The sequence below is a fragment of the Stenotrophomonas sp. Steno-C17 genome, from assembly GCF_056393165.1.
This window is the reverse complement of sequence record NZ_JBWJPD010000020.1, coordinates 24,499-41,147: the sequence shown is the minus strand read 5'-3', so window position 1 is coordinate 41,147 and position 16,649 is coordinate 24,499. Positions and strand designations below refer to the sequence as shown.

At 66.4% G+C, this 16,649-nt stretch carries 13 protein-coding genes, 6 tRNA genes and 1 pseudogene; 17 read left to right on the top strand and 3 right to left on the bottom strand.

The annotated features are described in order from the left end of the window. Positions 1-80: 80 nt before the first annotated feature. Complete coding sequence (locus AC06FA_RS16490) at positions 81-1,727, bottom strand: M48 family metalloprotease (protein ID WP_478069238.1); 1,647 nt, start codon at positions 1,725-1,727, stop codon at positions 81-83. Between the two features lie 143 nt (positions 1,728-1,870). Here AC06FA_RS16490 and grxC point away from each other — a divergent pair, with 143 nt between their 5' ends. From grxC to AC06FA_RS16465, 5 genes are all read left to right on the top strand, one after another. After that, positions 1,871-2,161, top strand: coding sequence for a glutaredoxin 3 (gene grxC / locus AC06FA_RS16485; protein ID WP_199934492.1), 291 nt, complete (start codon positions 1,871-1,873; stop codon positions 2,159-2,161). Further along, complete coding sequence (locus tag AC06FA_RS16480; RefSeq protein ID WP_053519434.1) at positions 2,158-2,550, top strand: carboxymuconolactone decarboxylase family protein; 393 nt, start codon at positions 2,158-2,160, stop codon at positions 2,548-2,550. The genes grxC and AC06FA_RS16480 overlap by 4 nt, the downstream gene beginning before the upstream one ends. 318 nt (positions 2,551-2,868) lie before the next feature. Further along, entirely contained in the window at positions 2,869-3,873 is a 1,005-nt protein-coding gene (locus AC06FA_RS16475; RefSeq protein ID WP_108748704.1) for an isocitrate dehydrogenase, read from the top strand. Between the two features lie 201 nt (positions 3,874-4,074). After that, entirely contained in the window at positions 4,075-4,818 is a 744-nt protein-coding gene (locus tag AC06FA_RS16470) for a cysteine hydrolase family protein (RefSeq protein ID WP_478069237.1), read from the top strand. A gap of 51 nt (positions 4,819-4,869) precedes the next feature. Then, positions 4,870-5,772: a LysR family transcriptional regulator gene (locus AC06FA_RS16465; protein ID WP_478069236.1), complete on the top strand. Its 903-nt coding sequence runs from the start codon at positions 4,870-4,872 to the stop codon at positions 5,770-5,772. A gap of 3 nt (positions 5,773-5,775) precedes the next feature. Here AC06FA_RS16465 and AC06FA_RS16460 read toward each other — a convergent pair. After that, a pseudogene (locus AC06FA_RS16460) lies at positions 5,776-6,408 on the bottom strand (flavin reductase family protein). A gap of 73 nt (positions 6,409-6,481) precedes the next feature. After that, positions 6,482-7,240 (bottom strand): Bax inhibitor-1/YccA family protein, encoded by a 759-nt coding sequence (locus AC06FA_RS16455; RefSeq protein WP_478069235.1) that lies wholly within the window; start codon positions 7,238-7,240, stop codon positions 6,482-6,484. A gap of 193 nt (positions 7,241-7,433) precedes the next feature. Between AC06FA_RS16455 and AC06FA_RS16450 the strand changes: the two genes are divergently transcribed. From AC06FA_RS16450 to lon, 12 genes are all read left to right on the top strand, one after another. Then, positions 7,434-7,510: transfer RNA gene (locus AC06FA_RS16450), tRNA-Pro, on the top strand. A gap of 39 nt (positions 7,511-7,549) precedes the next feature. After that, positions 7,550-7,626: transfer RNA gene (locus tag AC06FA_RS16445), tRNA-Arg, on the top strand. 175 nt (positions 7,627-7,801) lie between these two features. Further along, a tRNA-His gene (locus AC06FA_RS16440) sits at positions 7,802-7,878 on the top strand. A gap of 79 nt (positions 7,879-7,957) precedes the next feature. Then, positions 7,958-8,033 (top strand) — tRNA-Lys (locus AC06FA_RS16435). A 150-nt stretch (positions 8,034-8,183) separates the two neighbouring features. Further along, a tRNA-Lys gene (locus AC06FA_RS16430) sits at positions 8,184-8,259 on the top strand. Between the two features lie 201 nt (positions 8,260-8,460). Continuing rightward, entirely contained in the window at positions 8,461-8,790 is a 330-nt protein-coding gene (locus AC06FA_RS16425) for a hypothetical protein (RefSeq protein WP_478069234.1), read from the top strand. Between the two features lie 65 nt (positions 8,791-8,855). Beyond that, entirely contained in the window at positions 8,856-10,190 is a 1,335-nt protein-coding gene (locus tag AC06FA_RS16420) for a chloride channel protein (RefSeq protein WP_478069233.1), read from the top strand. 75 nt (positions 10,191-10,265) lie between these two features. Continuing rightward, positions 10,266-10,350: transfer RNA gene (locus AC06FA_RS16415), tRNA-Leu, on the top strand. A 190-nt stretch (positions 10,351-10,540) separates the two neighbouring features. After that, on the top strand, positions 10,541-11,836 hold the full coding sequence (gene tig / locus AC06FA_RS16410; RefSeq protein WP_478069232.1) for a trigger factor: 1,296 nt from the start codon (positions 10,541-10,543) through the stop codon (positions 11,834-11,836). A gap of 76 nt (positions 11,837-11,912) precedes the next feature. Continuing rightward, the gene (gene clpP / locus AC06FA_RS16405; protein ID WP_079220811.1) at positions 11,913-12,539 is read left to right on the top strand and encodes an ATP-dependent Clp endopeptidase proteolytic subunit ClpP; all 627 of its coding nucleotides are present in this window, start codon (positions 11,913-11,915) and stop codon (positions 12,537-12,539) included. A 127-nt stretch (positions 12,540-12,666) separates the two neighbouring features. After that, positions 12,667-13,956, top strand: coding sequence for an ATP-dependent Clp protease ATP-binding subunit ClpX (gene clpX, locus AC06FA_RS16400; RefSeq protein ID WP_108748713.1), 1,290 nt, complete (start codon positions 12,667-12,669; stop codon positions 13,954-13,956). A 142-nt stretch (positions 13,957-14,098) separates the two neighbouring features. Further along, on the top strand, positions 14,099-16,549 hold the full coding sequence (gene lon, locus AC06FA_RS16395; protein ID WP_478069231.1) for an endopeptidase La: 2,451 nt from the start codon (positions 14,099-14,101) through the stop codon (positions 16,547-16,549). The last annotated feature ends 100 nt before the right edge of the window (positions 16,550-16,649 follow it).

Below are 16,649 nucleotides of genomic sequence, written 5' to 3'. Positions count from 1 at the left end.
AGTAGACTACGGTTTGATGACATGTTTGTGACGGCCTGGCCGGATAAATATCCCGCTGCCATGCACCGGTCATCCGCGCCTCAGCGGCGGTCCAGCTCCGGGTCCTGCACGCCCTGGCGGCGCAGCTCCAGCACGGTGGGGGTGATCGCCTCGATGCGCGCATCCACGCGGGCACGGCCCACGTAGTCCAGTTCCGGGTTGCGCTTCAGGGCCTGCAGCTGCATCAGGGCCTGTTCCGGGCGGCCACCCAGGAAGGCGGCTTCGGCGTAGGCCTCGCTGGCGCGCACGCTGTCCCCGGCCAGTTCGCTGGCACGGGCGTAACGCTGCTGGAAGACCGGATCGTTACCACTTTGCGACAGCAGCGGGCGCAGCATCGCCTGGGCGCGCTGGCCAGCCTCGCGACCCCCCTGTTCGTTGAGGATCTCGGCATAGGTCAGCGCCACCGGCCGGCTGTTGGGGTGCTGGCGCAGCAGTTGTTCAAAGCGCGCGTTGGCCTGGGCAGGCTGGCCCGAGCGGGATTCGGCCTCGGCCAGCGCCAGCGCCACCCACAGATTGTCCGGATGGGTCTGGGCCAGGCTGGCCAGGGTCTGGCGGGACTGCAGTGCACCGCTGCGGCCACCGCGCATGCTGGCCAGTGCCTGGCCATAGCGCTGCGGGTCGGTCAGCCCGGTCTTCTGCCGCTTGGCCAGGTCGGCGTACTCGCGGTCCACTTCGCCGCTGTTGTCGCCGCTGAGCACGCGCAGGCGCTCGCGGGCCCACTCGAAATCGCCGCTGGGGCCACGGTTGAGCTGGCCGATCGGCAGGCGCAGCACGCTGCCGGGCAGCAGCGGGTTGTTGCCGCGCAACAACGGCTCGGACAGGCCGGGGTCGGCAGGATTCACCCGTTCCTTGCGTTCACCGCCGGGCGTGCTGGTGGTCAGTACCACCGTGTCCTTCTTCATCTGCTCGGCGCGCGCCTTGGCTTCGCTGATGCGGGTGGTATTGACCGGGTGGGTGCGCAGGAAGTCGGGAATGCTGTAGCCGCCGTCGTTGCCGCGCATGGCCGCCGACATGCGTTCGAAGAAGCCGGCCATCGCGTCCACGTCATAGCCGCTGCGCGACAGGGTGCGGATGCCCAGGCGGTCAGCCTCGGATTCGTTGGAGCGGGTGTAGTTGATCTGCCGCTGCTGCATCAGCCCCATGCCGGAACTGATGGCGGCCATGGTGGCGTCGCCGGACGAATTGCCGCCGCTGGCCTGGGCTGCCACCACGGCGGCCAGCATGCCCAGCAGGATCGGAATCTGGTCGCGCTGGGCCCGTTCCACTCCGCGCAGCACGTGCTGCTGGGTGACGTGGGCGATTTCATGCGACAGCACCGCAGCCACTTCGTCCTCGCGCTCGGCGGTCAGCACCAGCCCCGCATTCACCCCGATGTAGCCGCCCAGCGTCGCGAAGGCATTGATCTGCCGGTCCTTCATCATGAAGAACGTGTAGGACTGCCGGGGCTGGTCGCTGTTGGAGCCGAGCCGGGTGCCCATGGTCTGCAGCCAGTCGTTCACCAGCGGGTCGTCCAGCAGGTAACCGTAGTTGCGCAGTTCGCGCAGCATCATGGCGCCGTACTCGGCCTGGCGGGCCGGGGTCAGCAGCTCGCCGGCCGACGAGCCGATGTCGGGCAGCTTTTCCTGGGCGCGGGCCAGCGGCATGGCCAGGGCCAGGGTCACGGCGGTGGTCAGCAGCAGGGCTCGCAAGCGGGACATCCTCGGGGCAGGGCGGGCACAGCGTGGCAGGGCGGGGGGCAACCCTTCGTTAATCCACAGTGTTGCGGTGGTGGCGTGGAAATTCCAGCGCACCGGTACCATATACAGACCGTCGATCCATCGTGGAGTTTCCCGTGACAGCCCAGCCCTCCGGCGCCAGCCCCGCCATCACCATCTATTCCACCGCCGTCTGCCCGTACTGCGTGGCCGCCAAGAACTTCCTCAAGAGCAAGGGCCAGCAGTGGACCGAGGTCCGCATCGACCTGGACCCGGCCGAGCGCGAGAAGATGATGGCGCTGACCCGCCGTACCAGCGTGCCGCAGATCTTCGTGGGTGAAGTCCACGTCGGCGGTTACGACGACATGATGGCCCTGCACCGTGAAGGCAAGCTTGAGCCGCTGCTGGCCGGGCAGGGCCAGGCATGAGCGCCGCAGACGACGGCAGCAAGGACCGCATCGCCGAATTCACTGCGTTCCGCAAGCGCATGAACGAGCGCATCCTGGGCGAGCCGAACCAGGTCGTGCGCCGCTTCTTCGCGCTGGACACGCAGACCTACCAGGCCGGCGCGCTGGACGTGAAGACCAAGGAACTGCTGGGCCTGGTCGCCTCGATGGTGCTGCGCTGCGATGACTGCATCAGCTACCACGTGGCCCAGTGCAAGGAAGCCGGGGTGACCCGCGAAGAGTTCTTCGAGACCTTCTCGGTCGGTCTGGTGGTGGGCGGTTCGATCGTCATTCCGCACCTGCGCCGCGCCGTCGACTTCCTCGACCAGCTGGAAGGCGGCGCCGCCGCCCCCGAAGCGCACGAGCACTGAGGCAACGCCGGGCCACGCCCAGCGCCCACCTGAACCAACAGCCGCCGGCCACGCCCCGGCGCCAGCGCCCCCCCACTGCGCGGGGGGCCTTTCCCGCGATCCGACCGCCCAGGAGCCCCTTCTTGTTGAAGGGGCGCGCCGACAGGCGGGGGTAGAGGAGGAATGCGCGGGCAATTCTGCCTGAGCCGGGGACTGGGACCATGGTCTATTTGGGACCTCGGCCCCGGCTCAGGCATAATTGCGGGTGAAACTTCCTTTGCGCCGGCGTTTCCGGGCACGTCCGGACGGCGTACTTCCCCCTGTTCGGAACATCGATCAATGACGCAGAAAATTACGGTCATCCGCGGCGACGGCATCGGCCCGGAAATCATGGACGCCACCCTGTACGTGCTGGACCAGCTGAACGCTGGCCTGGAGTACGAAGACGCCGACGCCGGCCTGGTGGCGCTGGAAAAGCACGGCGACCTGATGCCGGCGGTGACCCTGGAATCGATCGCGCGCAACAAGGTGGCGCTGAAGAGCCCGCTGACCACCCCGGTCGGTGGTGGCTTCACCTCGATCAACGTCAGCCTGCGCCGCCACTTCGACCTGTACGCCAACGTGCGTCCGGCCCACACCTTCCCGAACACCAAGTCGCGTTTCGACAACGTCGACCTGATCACCGTTCGTGAGAACACCGAAGGCGCCTACCTGGCTGAAGGTCAGGAAGTCTCGGCTGACGGTGAGACCGCCTTCTCGGGCACCCGCATCACCCGCAAGGGCTCCGAGCGCATCGTGCGCTACGCCTTCGAGCTGGCCCGCAGCGTCGGCCGCAAGAAGGTCACCGCCGTGCACAAGGCCAACATCATCAAGTCGACCTCGGGCCTGTTCCTGAACGTCGCCCGTGAAGTGGCCGCGCAGTACCCGGACATCGAGTTCCAGGAAATGATCGTCGACAACTGCTGCATGCAGCTGGTGATGCGTCCGGAACAGTTCGACGTGATCGTCACCACCAACCTGTTCGGCGACATCATTTCCGACCTCTGCGCCGGTCTGGTCGGCGGCCTGGGCCTGGCCCCGGGTGCCAACATCGGCAAGGACGCGGCGATCTTCGAAGCCGTGCACGGCACCGCGCCGGACATCGCCGGCCAGGGCAAGGCCAACCCGTGCGCGCTGCTGCTGGCGGCCGCACAGATGCTGGACCATATCGGCCAGCCGGAAAACGCCGAGCGCCTGCGCAAGGCCATCGTGGCCACCATGGAAGCCAAGGATTCGCTGACCGGCGACCTGGGCGGCACCGGCACCACCATGGGCTTCGCCAAGGCCATCGCCACCCGCCTGTAAGCGGAAGGTCGATCGCAATGGGATCCACAGCGGGGCGCCTTCGGGCGCCCCGTTGCGTTTGCAGGCGCATCCACGCCATGCGTGGATGACGGAACAGCCGTCTGTGCGCTCCCCGCACAGATCATGTGCCGGAACAGGGCTGGTCCGTGCGCCAGCGCGTCCGCATCCTGTGCCCACGTTCCCTTGCACAGGCGTTTCCCCATGAATCTTTCCGCGTTTGGTCTGGCCAGCCTGATCGGCATGGCCGTCACCGCCCCGGTCGCAGTTGCCGAGCCGGCCCATCCCACCATCCGCCATATGGCCGGCGCGCCGGGGGGAGCGGCCCTGGATGCCGCCCGCACCGCCGTGCTGGTCATCGACTTCCAGAACGAGTACTTCGACGCCAGCGCCGCGCCTGGCTTCAGCGGGGGGCGCATGGTCATCCCCGATGGCGTGGCGGCGCTGCGACAGGCCAAGCGCGTGGTCGATTTCGCCGATGCCCATGGCATCCGCGTGATCCATGTGCAGCACGTGCTGCCGGCGGGGGCACCGCTGTTCGCACAGGGCAGTGCCAATGCCGCTTTCCACCGTGACCTGCAGCCGCGCAGCGGCGAAACCGTGGTGCAGAAGGACAACGTCAGCGTGTTCGCCGGCGCCTCGGCGGCGGTGCTGGACAAGACGCTGCAGGACGCGGGCATCGACACCCTGATCGTGACCGGCCTACAGACCCATGCCTGCGTGGTCGGCGCGGCCCGGGATGCCGCCGCCGCCCCGCGCGGTTACCGGGTGATCGTGGCCGGCGATGCCACCGCCAGCCGTGACCTGGACCTGGCCGGCGGCCAGCGCATCGGCCATCGCGCGCTGCACGAAGCGTCGTTGGCGCAGATCGAAGATGCCTTCGGCGAGGTCCTCGGCACCGATGCGATCCTGGCACTGCAGGTCCGCAAGCCCGGTAACGGCGCTTGATAAGCTGGCGGGGCCCGCAGCTGGCGGGCCCCGCCGCAGGAGCCGTGCCCGATGGATCATCTTGCTACGTTGCGGGCGCTGCGCGCGATCGTCGAAACGGGCAGTTTCACCGCGGCCGCCGAACGGCTGGGCACCACCCATTCGGCCATGTCACGGCAGCTGCGACAGCTGGAAGAGCACCTGCAGGTGCGGCTGCTTGATCGCAACAGTCGCCGCATGTCGCTCACCGAGGCCGGGCGCGACTACTACGGCGAGGCCGTGGGTCTGCTCGATCGCCTGGAGGCGGCCGATGACCGCGCCCGCGCCGGCCAGGCGCAGCCCAGCGGACGCCTGCGCATCAGCGTGCCGCAGGTGGTGGCCAGCCAGGAGCTGCCGCACTGGTTGCCGGGCTTCCTGGCGCGTTACCCGCAGGTCTCGCTGGATCTGTCAGCCGACGATCAACTGGTAGACGTGGTGGGTGGTGGCTTCGATCTTGCCCTGCGCATCGCGCCATCGCTGCCGGACAGCCAGTTGGTGGCGCGCGAACTGGCCCGTTGCCCACGTATCCTGGTGGCTGCCCCGGTCTATCTGGCCCAGCACGGCCTGCCGCGGCAGGCTTCGGATCTGCAGCAGCACACGCTGCTGGGCTTCAGTCCCACCGCCGCCACTGCGCCCTGGCACCTGCACGGGCCGCGCGGGGCCACGGCCAGCATCGAGGCCGGGCAGCGCCTGCGCGTGGATGCCACGCCGGCGCTGCATGCGGCCGTGCTGGCGGGCATGGGCATCAGCCTGTTCACCGCGCTGACCGTGCAGGAGGACCTGCGCGCCGGCCGCCTTATCCGCGTACTGCCAACCTGGCATGGCGGACAGCGCTGCTACTTCGCGCTGTATCCGCACGCGCGTGCGCTGGCGCCCAAGGTGCGGGCGCTGGTGGACTACCTGGCCACGCACTACGCTGCGTGGCGAAGCGCGTGACCTTCAGGCGGGACGGAACATGCGGAAGCGCTGGTCGGCGCTGACCCGGAAGTAGTCTGCCGGGCCGCCACCCCGCAGGATGGGGTCGCCGGCGGCGGTGTCGTAGATGCCATCGACCAGCAGTCACTGATCGATGTGGACGGCCACCACTTCACCCAGCACCAGCCACCCGTTGGTGTCCTGCCCGGCCGCATCGCGCAGGCGCACGATCTGCGTGCAGCGGCACTCCATGCTGACCGGGCTCTGCGCCACGCGCGGCGGCCGCACCTGGGTGGAGGCCAGTGGGGCCAGCCCGGCCAATGCGAACTCGTCGACCTCTGGCGGCACCGCGCGGCAACTCTCGTTCATCGCTTCGGCCAGCGCGAACGTGGCCAGGTTCCAGACGAACTCGCCCGTGGCCTCGATGTTGTGCAGCGAATCCTTGCGGCCCTGGCTGGAGAAGCCAATGATCGGCGGGGTGTAGTTGAACGCGTTGAAGAAGCTGTAGGGCGCCAGGTTCAGCGCGCCCTCGGCGTTGCAGCTGGAGATCCAGCCGATCGGTCGCGGGCCGATGATGGCGTTGAACGGATCGTGCGGCAGGCCGTGGCCCTCGGCCGGGCGGTAACTGTGGAAGCGGGGGAGGGACGTGTTCTGCATGGCGTGGGGTTCCAGATGAAAAAAACCGCGACCCTTGCGGATCGCGGCTTGTCGTTTACAGCCGTGTCTGCGATCAGCGCTGCTGGATCTTCGACAGCAGGCGCAGGAATTCGACGTACAGCCAGACCAGGGTCACCATCAGGCCGAATGCGCCATACCACTCCATGTACTTCGGCGCGCGCTGGGCGACACCGCTTTCGATGAAGTCGAAATCCAGCACCAGGTTCAGTGCGGCCACCACCACCACGAACAGGCTGAAGGCGATGCCCAGCCAGCCGGAGCTATGGATCACCGGCACGTTGATGTTGAAGAAGCCCAGCACGAACGAGGCCAGGTAGAGCAGGGCAATGCCGCCGGTGGCGGCGACCACGCCCAGCTTGAAGTTCTCGGTCGCCTTGATCAGGCCGCTGCGGTAGGCCATCAACAGGGCGAACAGGGTGCCGAAGGTGAGCAGCACGGCCTGGAACACGATGCCCGGGAAGCGCAGCTCGAACACCGCCGAAATGGCGCCCAGGAACAGGCCTTCCACCAGCGCGTACAGCGGCGCGGTCACCGGCGACCATTCCTTCTTGAACACGGTGATCAGCGCCAGCACCAGGCCGCCGATGGCCCCGCCCATGGCGTACAGCTTCGCCCCGGCCATCACCTGGCCGTAGTCGTCCACGGTCTGGTTCCAGGCGAAGGCAGCGGTCAGCACGGTCAACAGCAGCAGGATGCCGGTCTTGTTGACGGTGCCATTGAGGGTCATGGCCTGGTCGGGGTGGGTGACCACCGAGCCGCTGGCCAGGTCCAGGAAGGTCGACTCGGAAAGAGCCGGGTTGCCGCTGCGCATGCGAAGTCTCCGTGCGAAAAGGGGATCGATACGGCCATCCGGCCGCTGGCTGCGAGCATAGCCGATGGCTGCTTACGCTGCTGTGGCGGTGGTGGCGCGGCGCTCCGGTTCCTGCCGGCCGCGTTGACAGGCTGCGCCACGCTTGGCCACAATGGCCAGCTCGCCGGGCGTCTGCCTGGGGAGACGCATCAACCGGGGTATAGCGCAGTCTGGTAGCGCGCCTGCTTTGGGAGCAGGATGTCGGGGGTTCGAATCCCTCTACCCCGACCAATCCCACGCCATGTCGGATTGGACGCCGTTCCGGTTCGGGCGCCCGTAGCTCAACTGGATAGAGCACCGGCCTTCTAAGCCGGCGGTTACAGGTTCGATTCCTGTCGGGCGCGCCATCGGCGCGACAGTCCAGGGTATCGCCGGTGCGATGTGAAGAAGTGCTTGCAAAAGCGCGGCGGCTGCACCAGAATGTCGGACTCGCTTCGGCGGATCGGAACTTCGGTGACGGCCCCGGGCAACGTATCAAGCTTCAACGCCAGCAGCATGGGCGGTGCAGCGAAAGTTTCAGTGGTGGCTGTAGCTCAGTTGGTTAGAGTACCGGATTGTGATTCCGGTGGTCGGGGGTTCGAATCCCCTCAGCCACCCCACTGATTCAACCGCATCGGCAACGCCGACACGGTATTGCAATAAACAGAATGCACGTTACAATGTGCGTCTGAGTTTCACGGGCTGTTAGCTCAGTTGGTAGAGCAGTTGACTCTTAATCAATAGGTCCAAGGTTCGAATCCTTGACAGCCCACCAAGACGGAAGCCACCTGGTCAGCCAGGTGGCTTTTTTCTTCAGATGTAACCTTTCGCGATGGATCGCCGGTTGCAGTGCTTGTTTCAACAATGTTGAAGAAAGTACTTGCAACGCCCTCGCGGATCGGGCCATAATTCGCGCCCCGATTTCGGGCTGTTAGCTCAGTTGGTAGAGCAGTTGACTCTTAATCAATAGGTCCAAGGTTCGAATCCTTGACAGCCCACCAAGACGAAAGCCACCTGGTCCGCCAGGTGGCTTTTTTCTTTTCTGCGCCATTTGCGACAGGTGCTCGGCGGCTCAACGTCGCATCCGTGCCACATGCGTCAGCGATGTTCTGCAGGGTGTGCGCTGGATCCCAGTGCGCTCCCGGCGGGTACGTCCCAATGGAGATTCCGCGCCGCCGTGCGCAGCTTCCAGGAATGCTCTGATGGCCAAGATGTCCCATCCCGCCGCGGTCGTGGCGATGCTTGTCGCGATGGCCACTGCGGGTTGTGTCGCAGTTGACCCGCCGACGCAGCAGGAGGCCGCCGTGGCAGCGCCGGATCCCGCGCACACCGTCGAACGCCCGGAGGGCAGTGCGTTCCAGCCCGCACAGCCGTTGGATCCTGCCGAAGGGCAGGCGTCCGCCCCCGCAGGTATCGCCGTGCAGCGTTCGGCCGATGGGCAGGCGGTGCAGATCCGTCAGCTGGACGAAGCCGAGGCGGCCGCGGCAGGCGACGATGCCCAGCCGGCCCGGCCGGTCGATCCCGCTCCCTGACCCCGGCAAGGGGGACGGCCAAGCCCTGCACAGTGCCTGCGCAGTGGGGATGGGAAAATACGGGCATGGATCCCGATACCTCCCACTCCCGCCCGCGCTGGCTGGGTTCGCGCCAGCAATGGCTGGAACGCCTGGCCCTGTGGGGTGGTGCGGTGGCCGTGGCGCTGGCCGCGATTGTCTTTGCCAAGGCCAGCGACGCGGCGTTCGCCGTGTTCCGTCGCGTGCACGACGCCTCGCCGTGGTGGCCGCTGCTGCTGACCCCGGCGTTGTTCGCGCTGCTGGCCTGGCTGACCCAGGGCCTGTTGCGTCCGACCCGCGGCAGCGGCATCCCGCAGGTGATCGCGGCGCTGGACACGCCCGATCGCGCCTTCCGCAAGCAGAACCTGTCGTTGCCGGTGTCGCTGGGCAAGCTGGGCCTGACCGTGCTGGCCCTGCTGGGCGGTGCGTCGGTGGGCCGCGAAGGGCCCACCGTGCACATCGGCGCCAGCCTGATGTACGTGATCGGCCGTGCGCTGGGCTTCCGCGATCCGCGCCAGGCGACCCACTTCCTGCTGGCCGGTGGCGCGGCCGGTATCGCCGCCGCCTTCAATACGCCGCTGGCCGGCGTGGTGTTCGCCATCGAAGAGCTGTCCGGCCGCTTCGAACACCGCTTCTCCGGCACCCTGCTGACGGCGGTGATCGTGGCCGGCGTGGTGTCGCTGGGCCTGCTCGGCAACTACACCTATTTCGGCCGGGTCAGTGCCACGCTGCCGCTGGGCATGGGCTGGCTGGCCGTGCTGTTGTGCGGCCTGGTGGGTGGCCTGGCTGGTGGCTTGTTCAGCCGGCTGGTGTTGGCGGCAGTGGATGGCCGGCCACGCTGGCTGGGGCGCAGCCGCGCCGCCCAGCCGGTGCTGTTCGCCGGCGCCTGTGGTCTGGCCCTGGCCGTGCTGGGCCTGGTGTTCGGCCTGGGGGCATTCGGTACCGGTTACGACCAGGCCCGCGAACTGGTGCAGGGCGGTGGCGGGGTGGGGCACAGTTTCGGGGTGATGAAGTTTGCGGCGAACCTGGTGTCGTATGTGGCCGGCATCCCCGGCGGGCTGTTCTCGCCGGCCTTGGCGGTGGGCGCGGGTATCGGCCACAACCTGGCCGTGCTGCTGCCCGGCGTGGACCCGGCTGCGGTGGTGGTGCTGGGCATGTGCGCCTACCTGACCGGCGTGACCCAGGCGCCGCTCACCTCGGCGGTCATTTCGCTGGAACTGACCGACACCAGTGACATGCTGCTGCCGATCCTGGCGGCGGTGCTGCTGGCGCGGGTCGCCTCGTCGTGGATCTGCCACGTGCCGATCTACCGCGCACTGGCCGAGCGCCTGACCGCGGCGATGCCCGCACCGGCGCCGCCTGCCAGCGCGCCAGGCCCCTGAATCCAGCCTGTTCAGCTTTGTCACGCCTTCCGCTTTGCAGCCCCGCCTGCGACAATGAACGTCTGTGCCGGCCACGCGAAAGTGGCGGAATTGGTAGACGCCCTGGATTTAGGTTCCAGTGCCGCAAGGCGTGGGGGTTCGAGTCCCCCCTTTCGCACCAGTGCCGGCCTGTCCCCGCCCTGATCGGGCCCTGCGCGGCCGCTTGACCGCCGCGCGCTGGCAGTGCACGCCGAATTGGGCGAAACTAAAGGGCTGCGGCAATGCAGGCGCGTCCCAGACGCCGTGTCCTTACAACCGATTCATCCAACATCGAGCCGGGGGCCAGGGCGCCACCGGTGGCAGGAGTCAACATGCAAGCTTCTATCGAATCCACCGGCAACCTGGAACGCCGCCTGAGCTTCTCGCTGCCGGAAGACCGTCTGCAGAGCCACATCACCGGCCGCCTGGGCGAAATCGCCCGTACCACCCGCATCAAGGGTTTCCGTCCGGGCAAGGTGCCGGCCAAGGTGATCGAGCAGCGTTTCGGCGCGCAGGTCCGTGGCGAGGCGCTGGACGGCCTGCTGCGCGAAACCTTCGACGCGGCCGTGCGTGAGCACGACCTGCGCATCGTCGGCAGCCCGCGCATCGACAAGGGCGAGGAAGGCGAGTTCTCCTTCGTGGCCACCGTGGAAGTGGTGCCGGACTTCGGCGATATCGACGTCAGCAAGCTGACCGTGGTCCGCCACTCGGCCGAGATCACCGACGCCGACATCGACCAGATGATCGAAAACCTGCAGAACCAGCGTCGTACCTGGGCCCCGGTCAGCCGTGGCGCGCAGGACGGTGACCTGGTTGCGGTGGAAACCTGGTCGCAGGCCGGCGAAGAGCGCCTGCCGGCCGAGGGCACCGAGAAGGGTTCGATCGTGCTCGGCCAGGGCATGATGTTCGACACCATTGAAAAGGGCCTGGTCGGCCTGGCCAAGGGTGAAGAGAAGACCCTGGACGTGGACTTCCCGGCTGACTGGCGCGTGCCGGTGCTGGCCGGCAAGACCGTGCAGGTCACCGTGAAGGTGGCCGAAGTGTCCGAGCCGGTCGTGCCGGCGGTGGACGAAGCCTTCATCAAGAGCTTCGGCGTGAAGGGCGGCGACGTCGAGCAGTTCCGCAGCGACATCCGCGCCAACCTGGAGCGCGAGCTGAAGGGCGCGCTGATGAACCGCCTGCGCCGCGAAGTGGGTGAGCAGCTGATCGCCGCCTATTCGTCGGTGGAAATGCCGCCGCGCCTGGTCGAGAACGAAGCCCGCGCCATGCTGGCCCAGCAGGTCGAACAGGCCCGCCGCAACGGCCAGAACGTCGGCCAGGTGCCGGCCGATGCCCACGAAGGCTTCAAGGACGCGGCTGCCAAGCGCGTGCTGGTCGGCCTGGTGGTGGGTGAAGTGGCCCGCGGCAACGACCTGCGCCTGGATCCCAAGCGCCTGAACGAAACGATGCGCCTGATCGCCTCGACCTACGAAGAGCCGGAGCAGGTCATTGAGATGTACCGCAACGACCCCCAGCTCATGTCGGGTCTGCAGAACCGTGTGATGGAAGAGCAGGTGATCGACTGGATCGCCGAGCGCGCCCAGCACACCGAAGAAAAGCTGTCGTTCCAGGACGCGATCCGCCAGTAAGATCGGGCGGATCGTCCCAAACCCCGCGCCAGCCCTGGCGCGGGGGTGTTTCCCCCCAAGATAGGTACCTCACGAAATGGACAACCGGACCAAAGCCCTGAACATGGTGCCCATGGTGGTCGAGCAGACCAGCCGCGGCGAGCGTGCCTACGACATCTATTCGCGCCTGTTGAAGGAGCGCCTGATCTTCCTCGTGGGCCCGATCGACGATCACATGGCCAACGTGGTGGTGGCGCAGCTGCTGTTCCTGGAAGCGGAAAACCCGGAAAAGGACATCAGCATCTACATCAACTCGCCGGGTGGCGTGGTCACCGCCGGTATGGCGATCTACGACACCATGCAGTACATCAAGCCGGACGTCAGCACCATCTGCGTCGGCCAAGCCGCTTCGATGGGCGCGCTGCTGCTGGCCTCGGGCGCTGCCGGCAAGCGTTATGCGCTGCCGAACTCGCGCGTGATGATCCACCAGCCGCTGGGCGGCTTCCAGGGCCAGGCGACCGATATCGACATCCACGCCCGCGAGATCCTGACCCTGCGTTCGCGCCTGAACGAAGTGCTGGCCAAGCACACCGGCCAGTCGCTGGAAACGATCGCCCGTGACACCGAGCGCGACAACTTCAAGAGCGCGGTCGACTCGGTGGCCTACGGCCTGGTCGACCAGGTGCTGGAGCGTCGTCCGGAAGAGTCGATCCAGGCCGGCTGACCGGCCTTCACGGGGCCAGGGAGGCCTCGTTCCTGCAGGGTCGGACCGGGACTGGCGTCCCTCCGGCCCTGTGCTATTCTCGAATCGAACCCCCGTTCAGCGGGTGGGGTAACTGGGTAAGCGAAGCATGAGCGAAGACCGCCAAGGTCGTTCCACGGACACCGGCAAGATCCTCTACTGCTCTTTCTGCGGCAAGAGCCAGCATGAAGTGCGCAAGCTGATTGCGGGTCCGAGCGTGTTCATCTGTGATGAATGCGTAGAGCTGTGCAACGACATCATCCGCGAGGAACTTGAGGAAAAGGCGCAGTCGGCGCGCAGTTCGCTGCCCAAGCCGCGCGAGATCCTCGAGGTGCTCGATCAGTACGTGATCGGCCAGAACCGCGCCAAGCGCACCCTGGCCGTGGCCGTGTACAACCACTACAAGCGCATCGAGAGCCGGCAGAAGAACGACGACGTCGAACTGGCGAAGTCGAACATCCTGCTGGTCGGCCCGACCGGTTCGGGCAAGACGCTGCTGGCCGAAACCCTGGCCCGCCTGCTCAACGTGCCGTTCACCATGGCCGACGCCACCACGCTGACCGAAGCCGGTTACGTGGGCGAGGACGTGGAAAACATCATCCAGAAGCTGCTGCAGAAGTGCGACTACGACGTCGAGAAGGCACAGCAGGGCATCGTCTACATCGATGAAATCGACAAGATCTCGCGCAAGAGCGAGAACCCGTCGATCACCCGCGATGTGTCCGGCGAAGGCGTGCAGCAGGCCCTGCTGAAGCTGATCGAAGGCACCGTGGCCAGCGTGCCGCCGCAGGGCGGGCGCAAGCATCCGCAGCAGGAATTCCTGCAGGTGGACACCAAGAACATCCTGTTCATCTGCGGCGGCGCGTTCGCCGGCCTGGACAAGGTGATCCAGCAGCGCTCCAACGACGCCGGCGGCATCGGCTTCGGCGCCAAGGTGAAGAGCAGCGAGCGCAAGCAGGAAGTGGGCAAGGTGCTGGCTGAAGTCGAGCCGGAAGACCTGATCAAGTTCGGCCTCATTCCCGAGTTCGTCGGCCGCCTGCCGGTCGTGGCGACCCTGGAAGAGCTGGACGAGCCGGCCCTGATCAAGATCCTGACCGAGCCCAAGAACGCCATCACCAAGCAGTTCAAGAAGCTGTTCGAGATGGAGAACGTGGAGCTGGAATTCCGCCCGGATGCCCTGTCGGCCATTGCCCGCAAGGCGCTGAAGCGCAAGACCGGTGCCCGTGGCCTGCGTACCATCGTCGAGTCGGTCCTGCTGGACACCATGTACGACCTGCCGTCGCAGGAAAACGTCAGCAAGGTGGTGGTGGACGAATCGGTGATCGAACACAAGTCCGAGCCGTACCTGATCTACCAGACCCCGGCGGCCCCTGAACAGAAGGCCGCAGGCGCCGAGTGACGCTTTCAAGCTGCTGATTTGAAAGTAGTTTTCACGAACGCCTTGCATCTGAAAGCCGATGGCCCCATAACGGGGCCATCGGCTTTTTTTGTCTCCGGAAGATGCCCTCCCGGAGACGGTTTTCCCCTTCCCTGGAGCCCCCATGGCCCGTTCCCCAAGTGAGACCCTCGACCTGCCGGTCCTGCCGCTGCGCGACGTAGTGGTGTTCCCGCACATGGTCATTCCGCTGTTCGTCGGCCGTGACAAGTCCATGCACGCGCTCGAACAGGCAATGGAGGCAGACAAGCGCATCCTGCTGCTGGCGCAGAAGTCCGCCGAAACCGACGACCCGCACGCGGCCGACCTGTACCAGGTCGGTACCCTGGCGCAGGTGCTGCAGCTGTTGAAGCTGCCCGACGGCACCATCAAGGTGCTGGTCGAAGGCCTGTCGCGCGTACAAGTCACCCACGTCGACGAGCGCGACGGTTCGCTGCACGGCCAGGCCGTGGAGATCGAGGCCGAGGACGCACGCGAACCGCGCGAGATCGAGGCGATCGCCCGCTCGCTGATGTCGCTGTTCGAGCAGTACGTGAAGACCAACCGCAAGCTGCCGCCGGAACTGCTGCAGACCCTGGCCGGCATCGACGAGCCGGCGCGCCTGGCCGACACCATCGCCGCGCACATCAGCGTGCGCCTGGCCGACAAGCAGCGCCTGCTGGAAACGCTGGCCGTGGGCGAGCGCCTGGAAATGCTGGTCGGTCTGGTCGACGGCGAGATCGACGTGCAGCAGATGGAAAAGCGCATCCGCGGCCGCGTGAAGTCGCAGATGGAAAAGAGCCAGCGCGAGTACTACCTGAACGAACAGATGAAGGCCATCCAGAAAGAACTGGGTGACCTGGACGATGCGCCGGGCGAGCTGGAAGAGCTGGCCCGCAAGATCGCCGAAGCCGGCATGCCGAAGGCAGTGGAAGCCAAGGCGCGCAACGAACTGAACAAGCTCAAGCAGATGTCGCCGATGTCGGCCGAAGCGGCCGTGGTGCGCAACTACCTGGAATGGCTGCTGGGCGTGCCGTGGAAGAAGCGCACCAAGGTGCGCAAGGACCTGAAGGCCGCGCAGGACACCCTGGACGCCGATCACTACGGCCTGGAGAAGGTCAAGGACCGCATCCTGGAATACCTGGCGGTGCAGTCGCGGGTGAAGCAGATGAAGGGCCCGATCCTGTGCCTGGTCGGCCCGCCGGGCGTGGGCAAGACCTCGCTGGGGCAGTCCATCGCCAAGGCCACCAACCGCAAGTTCGTGCGCATGTCGCTGGGCGGCGTGCGTGACGAGGCCGAGATCCGCGGCCACCGTCGCACGTATGTCGGTTCCATGCCGGGCCGCATCGTGCAGAACCTCAACAAGGTCGGCAGCAAGAACCCGCTGTTCGTGCTCGATGAGATCGACAAGATGTCGATGGACTTCCGTGGCGATCCGTCCTCGGCGCTGCTGGAAGTGCTCGATCCGGAACAGAACAACGCCTTCAACGACCACTACCTGGAAGTGGACCTGGACCTGTCCGAAGTGATGTTCGTGGCCACGTCCAATTCGCTGAACATTCCCGGCCCGCTGCTGGACCGCATGGAAGTGATCCGCATCCCCGGCTACACCGAGGATGAGAAGCTCAACATCGCCACCCGTTACCTGTCGCCGAAGCAGATCAAGGCCAACGGCCTGAAGCCGGAAGAGCTGGAGATCGGCAGCGATGCGATCCAGGACATCGTGCGTTACTACACGCGCGAATCGGGCGTGCGCAACCTGGAACGCGAGATCGCCAAGATCTGCCGCAAGGTGGTGAAGGAAATCGCGCTGGCCGGGCCGCAGGCGGCGAAGCCGAAGAAGGGTGCGAAGAAGTCCAAGGCGCTGGTCAGCGTGACCAGCAAGAACCTGGACAAGTACCTGGGCGTGCGTCGCTTCGACTTCGGTCGTGCCGAAGAAGAGAACGAGATCGGCCTGGTCACCGGCCTGGCCTGGACCGAAGTGGGTGGCGATCTGCTGCAGATCGAATCGACCCTGGTGCCGGGCAAGGGCCAGCTGATCCTGACCGGCCAGCTGGGCAACGTGATGAAGGAATCGGCCTCGGCGGCGCTGTCGGTGGTGCGTTCGCGCGCCGATGGTTTCGGCATCGATGGCGACTTCCTGCAGAAGCACGACGTGCACGTGCACGTGCCCGATGGCGCCACTCCGAAGGACGGCCCCAGCGCCGGTGCGGCCATGGTCACCTCGCTGGTGTCGATGCTGACCAAGGTGCCGGTGCGTGCCGATGTGGCGATGACCGGCGAGATCACCCTGCGTGGTCGCGTCACCGCCATCGGTGGCCTGAAGGAAAAGCTGCTGGCCGCACTGCGTGGCGGTATCCGCACGGTCATCATTCCCGAGGAGAACCGCAAGGATCTGGCCGACATTCCGGCCAACGTCACCCGCGATCTGCGGATCGTGCCGGTGAAGTACATCGAGGAAGTGCTCGACCTGGCCCTGGAGCGTCCGCTGGCGCCGAAGAAGGCACGCAAGAGTGCGCAGCGCGTCACGGTGCGTGGCAAGGGCAAACCGGCTTCGAACGCGCGCGTCAAGCATTGACGCGCGCTGTCGAAATGCTCGAAACCCGCGTCGTTGCTGGCTTTCCGGCTTGCGTGGGGGTAGGGCCGCTGGTATAAAAGCAGCACTCGCGAATGAGTGA